This is a genomic window from Psychromonas sp. Urea-02u-13 (genome assembly GCF_002835995.1).
Taxonomy (GTDB): Bacteria; Pseudomonadota; Gammaproteobacteria; order Enterobacterales; family Psychromonadaceae; genus Psychromonas.
Map to the genome: position 1 here is coordinate 1 of NZ_PJBZ01000141.1, position 5,769 is coordinate 5,769.

The window sequence follows — 5,769 nt, forward strand, 5'->3', positions numbered from 1 at the left end:
TTCTATAAATGTTTGGATGTCCTACTTTGTATTTTCTTTTATTCGGACACTCGTTGGGTATGCAGCTGCATCGTTGTAAGCGAATAACGTCCAACCACCTTGGTTAGTCATATCACAATAGGCTGAAAATTCAGGTGATCTACCTGATTCTCCATCAGGATCTATCGTATATACACCATCGCCAACGCTAAGGCCATTTTGAAGAATTTCGTTGCATGAGCGATAAGTAAATTGATCGATTCTTTTTGTAAACAGAAAACTTTCTGAGGTTATTTCACCTGTTGACTTGTTGTATACAGAATATACATATTCGTAAGTACCAGTGGGAAGAAGAGCAGGTACAGTTATATAGGCATCGGCTTGAGTTAATGTAGCAGTGGCTTCAATCATGGTGCTATCTATTGTATGCAGGGAATAAATAGTTTTGTTTGGTAAAATTAGATAATCGTATGTTTTAAGCTCAAAAGATTCATTATCAGGATTTACTATTGTACGGATGAAGGAAATGTCACCACCATTGGAAGTTACACTAGGGTTAGGGGTTTCTTTTTGAATCTCTATTTGGACCATCGCAGAAGCTACAGTAGATAAAGTAAAAGTTAAAGAGAAGGAAAGAACTTTTATTTTTTTATGTGTCATTGTTAATTCACACATTAAATCACAAGATTGTGATTTGAAAAGCCATGTGAACAAAATATGAGTATGTCTATTACACTCTATTACAGGCAGTAATTTATATAAACTTATTGGAGATGGAAGGATTTTCGTATTATGTGAAAATTACAAGTGAAATGTATTTGATGGCGATATGATCTTTTGGTGTGTGTATATTGCGCAGAAATGAAATAATACTGCGCAATATATAATGCTTTAGTGCCTTCGGACCCAAATTCTGACTGAAGAAGACATTGCTCCGACAGCTACGACTGCTCTTCGTAATTTGGCCTCGGTTATTCCGAATTCCTTAGTCCAATAACGAACTTCCCAAGGTTCATTCAAAGTTATTTTCTCGGGCTCTTCTAGGTCTATACGATTTAAATTATCAGTCAATTATTTTTCCTCCGTTTTAATTTAATGGTATCAATATTGATACCATTAAATTAAATGCGCTATTGTTTATTCCAGCCTGAAAGTTCTGCTCAATAGTGTATCAGTGACGAATAATTTGAAAATAATGACTGCTGTTTACTATTGTTGTTATGTTAATAATGCTTAATTATAAAAATTAAAACTCTCAAAAAGAGAATTCAACATACCAATGCGCTTGACTCTGTTTTTGATAAAAGTGGGCACAAATATCAATAAGTTTGTTTTATAGAAACGGACTATAAAACAAATAATCGGAGTCAAGTGCATGAGTATGTCGATTAATAGTAATAATTATTATCTGTGTATATAATGCATTAAAATGAATAATAAGGTTATTACACGTTATTACATGTAATCAAGAACCCCAGTTCATGCTACTTGCTGATTTACTACCTTATATTTAATTCTCTATATATATGATTTATTTGAACTTACTTAATCTGGCGATTTTTTATCTATAAATCGCACCTTTGTAATCTCTTGTAATGGTTTGTTTCGATTAACTCTCTAGTATTAACTTGCATATTTTACAGTAATACCTCAAGGAGGAAATTTCGAAGAATCAATATAAGGGAGCGAATAAATGGTCAAATTACCTAGTGAAACACTTGAAGTCCTAAAAGGCGTTGCAAGCCTAAATGCGCTCTACAATGATAACGTACAACCTAGAGCTAAAGTGTTTCTTTATGATGGAACACCGGATCAGTGGACTAATTCATATGCTGAAGTGCAGGCGATATATGCAGACAAATTAGTAATAGTCACAGAAAGAAGTGCTAAAGAAGGTAGGGGCGTTTTCAGTATTGGAACGCATAAGAATTGGCATTATAGCCACTCTTTATTTGCTACACCTGATGAGTTAGAAAATAAAATCTATAGCTTACTTCGTTTTAGTCTGACGGGTAATGCAGGCCTTACAAGTAAAAAATATTTAGAAGAAGCGATCACCGCTTAGTAAAAGATAGAAGATACGGCTCGATAAATTGAGCGGTATCTTTTTATGAACAAGCATTTTCAGTTAAGACTCTAAAATTAATTGTCATCTAATTTTTAAAATAAATTATGAGGGAAATGAGTGAGGCACGAACGATAGTCCATTGTTTTAGCTTTGTGTGTATTACTAATTATATATATTTTTAGAGCTGTGCTCTTTCACAACTTTCGCCCTGATTTCTTCTTTACAAGCATTGTCACAGGTACCAAATTTGCTTGTGTCCATGCTCTTATCCATTGTCATCTCATATAACTCCCCAATTGTTTCTCTCTCTGCCTTCCTCGGAAAGAAGAAAACCTACTGCGCCAATAACTGCGTTTAATGCAGCTTCTTCGCTAGATACAGTATAGTACTCATATTCTACATACTCACCTTTTTCATTGTACATATCCGAATGAGAGGGAGTTGACGCAATAATCATAATTAAAATTAGTAGTAAACGCATAGTTAAGCCTCTCCCCACAAAGAATCTTGTAGAGCCCAAACAGAAGTCTGTGAGTCTTTTGGTAAAAAACCATCAAATATATACATATATTGTCCTTTCTCATAACAGCTTTATTAAATAGATTAACTTCATGATACGAGGTGGAAATACAGCACCTCTCTACATGAAGCGCGGGATTATATATAAAGCCATCGAAAATAACCATTAGACTTTATTGCACCTAAATAGGCTGCAAATGGTGGAGTGGTAGTCAACTGTGGTTTATATTTGTTGGTTGATTACTCTTCAAGTTTCATTCGTTTTTTAATTTGCTAGCTAGGGTATAGAAGATTGCGCACTGACTTTATAATATTATCTAACTCATTAAGCTGGGCATTATTCAATTCACTCTGAAATTTTCTTTTAACCAAAACAACAGATTCAAGCAGCATAGCCCAGCCATCAGTAAATCCGTTTAATGAAGAAAGTCCTTTATCCACTTCTCTACTTAATAGCACATTGTCACTTTCAATTAAGCTAGTTTTAAATTTATTTATATACTCAATTAACGCTAAGTTTGACTCTAATCTCATATTACTCACTCAATTTTAAGGCACACAGAACGCCACAATAAACTGTAATATTGCAGCGCTATATCTTATGAGTACATTGTATTTTGTTTTGTGTGGAAAAAGTAGCCTTTAATAACAACTAACGATTAATAAGATATTTCAATGCATTAATATTCATGCTTTCCTGTTTATCAACACCCCCTCAAACAACAAGATATTTTTACTTTTACTGGGTATAATTACACCTGTTAATTTAATCAGTTCCGTCTTCTTTTTTTTCGACTTTCGGTCCCTAAATTAATTTTAAATCACCCCGTTAAATGACGGATAAGGTTCAATTTCCATTGAATTCGTTATGATTAATCTTATGAAATAGGAGGTCCTATGTTAGTACGTTGTCCTGCATATTTATCCAAAGCGCGTATCGCTGCATCGGAACAAATCACCAACAATACACGCCAATTGTATTGTCAGTGTTTGAACCTAAATTGCAGCTCTACGTTTAATGCCTCGCTTTCATTTGGCGAAATTATTCGTTCGCCTAAGCAAGGATCATCAAAACCAGATCATACGAAACAACCCGATCTTCTGAGCAACCCAAATCAGATGGATTTATTAGCTGACGAGCCCATGTACTGCGCAGGTTAGCGGGCAATGTGCGTGTTGCTGTTTTTCCCCTTTGTAGGATCGCCAATTTACGCAAGTGATTTCGGTGCGGAGGGGAGGTTGTGCTGATTTTCTAGGATTTGAAGGATTGTATCGTTATATAAATCAGTGAGGCTTTCAATGTGGGAACGTAAGACCAAAGAAGCGAAATGGAATGGCAATGTGTTGCATATTCAAAGCACCACATTAGAGGGTGGCAAGCGTTTACATATTGCTGAAATGCCTTACATGGATGTTCCACATATCAAAGTGATGGGCACTAAATCACGCACGCTAAGTATTGAGGTTGTGTTTGCGGGTGTTAACTCTTTGGTTGATGCGAACGCGTTAATTGCTGAGCTTGAACACCCTTATTTGGGCGAGCTTTCGTTAGTGTTTGAAACCTATTTACAAGCGTTCAGTACTAAAAAAGGGTTGGTCACACTCTCCCTTAAATTCTATAAGCAAGGCGTACCGGTTACGCTGACACGCATCGATAAAAAATCAGTGAGCCAGTTAACCACTGCAGTTGTTGATGCTTCGAATGAACAGTTTGTTGAGGCGGTGGCAGTGGCCTCGCCTGGACAAATTGATGCGATGAAGTTTGACTTTACGACGGTGCTGAATGCACTGCGTAACATTGCCAACCGGGCAACCCAATCAAGCTTAACGTTAGCGCGTTTACATCGTCAGATTGAAGATGGCTTCACGGCCATTGAGATGATAAAGAATGCGCCGGGTGCCTACACCACACACTTCAATGCAATTGTAAGTAGCCTAAAGGATGTACTTGAATGGGATGAATCTTCTGAGCGTCGCCAAACTTCCAACCGATATCAGACGTCAATTACTTTGACCGATCGGCGTTTTAGTATGTATTTCGTACGAATAGACGGGTTTTTATGTACCAAACAATAAATGTTGTTACCTGTTAAAATCCAGACATAAAAAAAACGCCACAAGGGCGGTTTAATTGATAGTAACGAGGCAACTAGAAAAAGTGGCTACTTAGCCGTATGGGAAAGTTGGTCTATCACACTTGGTATAGTTTCCTGATCTATTAGGGGCGTATAGTTCATGAATTCGCATACCAAGTCCTGATATTTCACCTTGATGTGCATCTTTGGATGCCTGTAATAGTTCTATTGCAATAGGAGAGGCGTCACTGTAATGCGATATCATCTCAAGTAGTTTATTAGGGATCAGAAGTGCATCAATTGGTCTGTCTGGCATGACTCTATGATCATCTTTTATTGTGGTGTCTTTAAACCAGTCATTCATTGATATACCGTATTGCTCCATTAGACTATTGTTGTATCTTGATATTGCGTAGCGTACGCCTTTTTTCCCCTGCACTTGTGTAAGTCTTCTTGTGAATGTTTTTTTACTTTCTGCATTAAATTCTATGAGGTTTTTTGCACCTTCTAAGTTGCATGAAAAATCCATTTTTGTTGGGCTATTTTGACCAAAAAACACCTGATATAGCATAGGTTTGTTTCTAATAGTACATTTGTTGGTGTCTTCAAATGTAGATAACGTTTCTATGAATTCTTTCTTGTGAGACACGTAATTATTAAATGTATTGTTATCAACTGTTACCTTTATCTGATGAGATGTCTGATCGCTTCTGAAAACTAAAGCCCAAAAACCTAGTACGGCTATTGTTGAGGTTGCGACAACTTGAGTTATAAAGAAAGACTTTTTTAATGTGTTTGAGCATTCGATTGTTGTTAGTACATTGCAACTTGCGGTGATTACTTTCCAGTCAACTGTGTAATAAAGTGAGGCTATAATCGCTATCAAACCACATGAAGAAACCAACACAAAAAATTTTGACTGAGATAGTGGGATGTTTGTTTCAATCAAGGCTATTCCTTTTTTATCATGCAGTTGGATTTACCATTCTAACATTTGTATATAATCAGATATGTTGACCTATCTCCCCTTTATAAAATGATTAATGTTATTTAAAGAGGAGGAGATTAACAATAGAGCACCTCGAAAGGTGCTTAGGTAGAAGTGATTAGCCCCATTTCTTAATGTTT

8 protein-coding genes are annotated in these 5,769 nt (G+C 36.2%); 3 read left to right on the plus strand and 5 right to left on the minus strand.

The features are described 5' to 3' along the window. Positions 1-21 precede the first annotated feature (21 nt). Complete coding sequence (locus CXF74_RS20460) at positions 22-639, minus strand: fibrinogen-like YCDxxxxGGGW domain-containing protein (RefSeq protein WP_101084372.1); 618 nt, start codon at positions 637-639, stop codon at positions 22-24. 231 nt (positions 640-870) lie between these two features. Further along, entirely contained in the window at positions 871-1,050 is a 180-nt protein-coding gene (locus tag CXF74_RS23185) for a DUF3606 domain-containing protein (protein ID WP_101084374.1), read from the minus strand. Between the two features lie 622 nt (positions 1,051-1,672). Here CXF74_RS23185 and CXF74_RS20470 point away from each other — a divergent pair. Next, on the plus strand, positions 1,673-2,044 hold the full coding sequence (locus tag CXF74_RS20470; protein ID WP_101084376.1) for a hypothetical protein: 372 nt from the start codon (positions 1,673-1,675) through the stop codon (positions 2,042-2,044). Positions 2,045-2,327: 283 nt separating this feature from the next. On the opposite strand, the gene CXF74_RS20475 is transcribed toward CXF74_RS20470, so the two are convergent. Together CXF74_RS20475 and CXF74_RS20480 are read right to left on the minus strand one after the other, a co-directional pair. Then, entirely contained in the window at positions 2,328-2,528 is a 201-nt protein-coding gene (locus CXF74_RS20475) for a hypothetical protein (RefSeq protein WP_101084378.1), read from the minus strand. 311 nt (positions 2,529-2,839) lie between these two features. Further along, complete coding sequence (locus tag CXF74_RS20480) at positions 2,840-3,100, minus strand: hypothetical protein (RefSeq protein ID WP_101084380.1); 261 nt, start codon at positions 3,098-3,100, stop codon at positions 2,840-2,842. Between the two features lie 363 nt (positions 3,101-3,463). On the opposite strand from CXF74_RS20480, the gene CXF74_RS20485 reads away from it, so the two are divergent. Together CXF74_RS20485 and CXF74_RS20490 are read left to right on the plus strand one after the other, a co-directional pair. Next, entirely contained in the window at positions 3,464-3,727 is a 264-nt protein-coding gene (locus tag CXF74_RS20485; RefSeq protein ID WP_101084382.1) for an ogr/Delta-like zinc finger family protein, read from the plus strand. Between the two features lie 138 nt (positions 3,728-3,865). After that, on the plus strand, positions 3,866-4,642 hold the full coding sequence (locus CXF74_RS20490) for a DNA circularization N-terminal domain-containing protein (protein WP_101084384.1): 777 nt from the start codon (positions 3,866-3,868) through the stop codon (positions 4,640-4,642). A 90-nt stretch (positions 4,643-4,732) separates the two neighbouring features. Here CXF74_RS20490 and CXF74_RS20495 read toward each other — a convergent pair whose 3' ends face one another. After that, complete coding sequence (locus CXF74_RS20495; protein ID WP_101084386.1) at positions 4,733-5,590, minus strand: hypothetical protein; 858 nt, start codon at positions 5,588-5,590, stop codon at positions 4,733-4,735. Positions 5,591-5,769 lie beyond the last annotated feature (179 nt).